Origin of the sequence: Candidatus Borrarchaeum sp., from assembly GCF_019058535.1 — an archaeon.
Classification (GTDB): domain Archaea; phylum Asgardarchaeota; class Sifarchaeia; order Borrarchaeales; family Borrarchaeaceae; genus Borrarchaeum; species Borrarchaeum weybense.
The window spans coordinates 1-3,058 of record NZ_JAHPYX010000267.1 but is presented as its reverse complement, the minus strand read 5'-3'; the positions used below and the strand labels follow the sequence as shown (position 1 = coordinate 3,058).

At 33.5% G+C, this 3,058-nt stretch carries 2 protein-coding genes and 1 tRNA gene; all 3 read right to left on the bottom strand.

Going from position 1 to position 3,058, the window contains the following annotated elements; translation table 11 throughout:
* Nucleotides 1–108: 108 nt before the first annotated feature.
* Nucleotides 109–2,058: a hypothetical protein gene (locus tag QVB70_RS16745; RefSeq protein WP_287588636.1), complete on the bottom strand. Its 1,950-nt coding sequence runs from the start codon at nucleotides 2,056–2,058 to the stop codon at nucleotides 109–111.
* Nucleotides 2,059–2,348: 290 nt separating this feature from the next.
* Nucleotides 2,349–2,497, bottom strand: a tRNA-Gln gene (locus QVB70_RS16740).
* A gap of 74 nt (nucleotides 2,498–2,571) precedes the next feature.
* Nucleotides 2,572–2,979: a hypothetical protein gene (locus QVB70_RS16735; protein ID WP_287588634.1), complete on the bottom strand. Its 408-nt coding sequence runs from the start codon at nucleotides 2,977–2,979 to the stop codon at nucleotides 2,572–2,574.
* Nucleotides 2,980–3,058: the final 79 nt, after the last annotated feature.

Genomic DNA, 3,058 nt, shown 5'->3' with positions numbered 1-3,058 from the left:
TGAACATGAATTTTTCTTAAATTTTGAATATTCTTCTATTTGAAAAATGCTGACAGAAAGTAATTAAAAAGAAACTCAAAAAAGTTATACAACTTGTTGAATGGTAGTTCACTTTCTGAAAGTCTCTATACATGCAAGACTCAGTTTTTCGTAATCTTTGCTGCTGATCAGTTTGTATTCAAAGATTTCTTTTAGCCCATCATAGATTTTAGTTTCGATCTCTTTGTCATTTAAAAAATTGTTTTCAGTGCACACAGTATCAAAGATTCTCTGTACTTCTTGACGTTCTTCTAATGCCATTTCTAGACGTTGTTTAATAGCATCGAAAAAGTGCGGATCGATACTAATTGGTATTCTTTTGCTCACAGATTTAAATTTTGAATGTAAATGGCAGGGTGGGATCACAACAAACCGTGCCCCATTTACATCATCTTTATTAACGAATTTTGTGACGTAACATGGCATATAAGAAATAACAGCATGCTTTGTAAGAGCGGCAGGAATTGATCCTGAAGGAATTATGAATTTATTTAAATCGCTAAGTTCATTAGTTATTTCTTGTTTCAAGGAATCTATCATTTCTAAGAGCTTATCTCGTTTAGATTCTAGCATTTTAGTTGAAACGGATATTGAAGCACGTTTTTCTTCAAATTCCTTTTTCAGAAGTACAATACGTTCATTCTGCTCAGATACTAAATTGTTGTACTTAACATTTACATCATTAATTTCTTTTTGCAGGGAATATCGAAGTTCATCATATTGTATCTCGATTTTATTAAGCGTATCTTCTGTGTTATGGAAAGCTACTTCAATACTGCTTAGTAGAAGTCGTTTTCTTCGAATACTATCAATAAAGGTTTCTGTAAAATCTTCTTGTGAATTAGAAGAGTTAGACTGTAAGATTTGCCCAGAATATTTTAGTAATGATCTGGTGCTTTCGTCCAAAATTTTTGTTTCCTTATGAAATGTATCGTATAGTTCTTCAATTTTGCTTTGTGCATCAAGTTTTTTAGCTTCAATTTCATTTTCTCGTTGTTCAACTATTTTCTCAATTGCCTTTTGTACATCCTCTTTTGTAACTGTAAGCTTACTTGAAAAATCATCTTCTATTTCTTGTAGTTTACCATTAAGTTCTTGTTTCCAATTATTAGTAGTTGTTATTAAAAGACTTTGAAGTTGCTCTAAACTTTGTGTAGCATCTTGGTTAAATTGAAAACACTCTTCAATTTTTGTTCCATGTATTATGGCCTTATTCTTGGAAAAAACAGAGCGAAGAGGTTCACTAAATATTTCAGAAGTAGCATAATACTGTACGGTTGGAAATACCTCTAATATTGCTTCTAAAAGATCTGGTTCAACCATCGCATCAAGTTTGAATTCCTTTTTAGACATTTGATTAAGTAAAACCTCAACTTTATCGAGAGCAAATATTGAATTTGACGCAGAAGTTTTTAAAATATCTTCGAAAGATGCGAGATTGATCGGGGTTGTAACAGTTTTGTTGTACGTAGTTAAAGCAAATCCATCAACGATTACAGGTCCTTGATTAGTATTAATAACCCAAAAAGGCCACAGGACTTTCGTTAAGTATTCAAATTTCTCGTTACGTTTCTTGAATAATCTTCCTCCGCCCTTCTCTCTCAAGTCTTCAAATAACGCGAACATAAGAGCGATTTCTTTTTGAAAGTTGGTGATCTCTTCACCCGTATTATCTACAAGGAAAGGAACTGCTATAATATGGCCCATTGTTTGTTCTTGAATCGTTTGAACAATTCGATCAACATCAGTTTCGAATTTCTTGAAGACACTTACCTCTCCATTGAAATTTTCTAGAAAAGCTCCATATTTCTCTATAAATACTGTTTTAATCTCATCTAATACGATCTTAAATGTTCCAAGTTGCTTTTCATCGTCTCGATCGATGCCCATTGCTAGAATAAGATCGTACTCTTGTTCATAGGCGTAAAGAAACTTTAAGTTTTCCATGTCTAAAACATGAATAGACTTTTCCCCTAATTCTTGTGTAAATGTAAAGATCGCAGATGTAAAACTGCTCAAGAGGTCATCATCCAGATTGAAAGCTATTTGAGTCCAACTAAATATATTTTGACCGGAGCTTTTTAAGATTAGAACATTATGAATTGGCATTGCCGTAGAATCCTCGGAACACTAGTAGATCTAAAAGTGCGATTCTTATTGCGAAATTGTGTGGCTGATTTTTTTCAATTGTTGACAAATAGTTGTTAATAACTATCGTAGTAATCCTTGTTTAATTTTTAAAAAATCCATCTTAAAAATATTCTCAATAAATTATCCGCATACTTTTATATTTCATACCCGAAGGGAAATGGTAGCCCGGCCCAGATTTTCGCTCCTTTATCATGTGGATGTTTCGAACTGGGGTCCAGGGATCCAGAGTCCTTGATTTCCAAGATTTAGTGATGTATGTCTTTGAAGCATACCCACTGAATCCGCTTGGCCACTACACTACCGGGCTAAACTATGGGGTTAGAATTTAATTAACGGAATGATAAATTTAACCTTATCGGTCTCTTAAGGTTGGGATATGTTTCATTGATTTTGTGCTAAATAATTGCTATGAGTAAATGCGCCAATCAAAGCCGATAAAATGGCTGTAATAAATATTAGCGCAAATGCGATGAAATCCACCGTCTCATTTATCATGACCACATTAATGTTTATTACAAGGCAAATAATGCCCAAGATGATTCCAGTAATTAAACCTCCATGAAGGGGTACTATTCTAGGAACTTCTAATATAAACATCCCAGAAAAGAGCCCCGCAAAAAAGATTCCGGCGAATAATAGACTATATGAAACGAGTGTACTTGGGTCTGAAACATAAGTTCGAAAACTCATAAAGAATACAAAAATTATGCTAGACATAGACGCAGAAATGAGGCTGCCCATAATTAGTTTTTCAAAGTAATAAGGTATTTCTCTTGTTTGTTGTGTCAACTTGTTCTCACCTAAAACATCACGGTAGTTTAAAATCTACTGAAATACTTCTGGTATTGTAGCTACAACGGTGTTGATA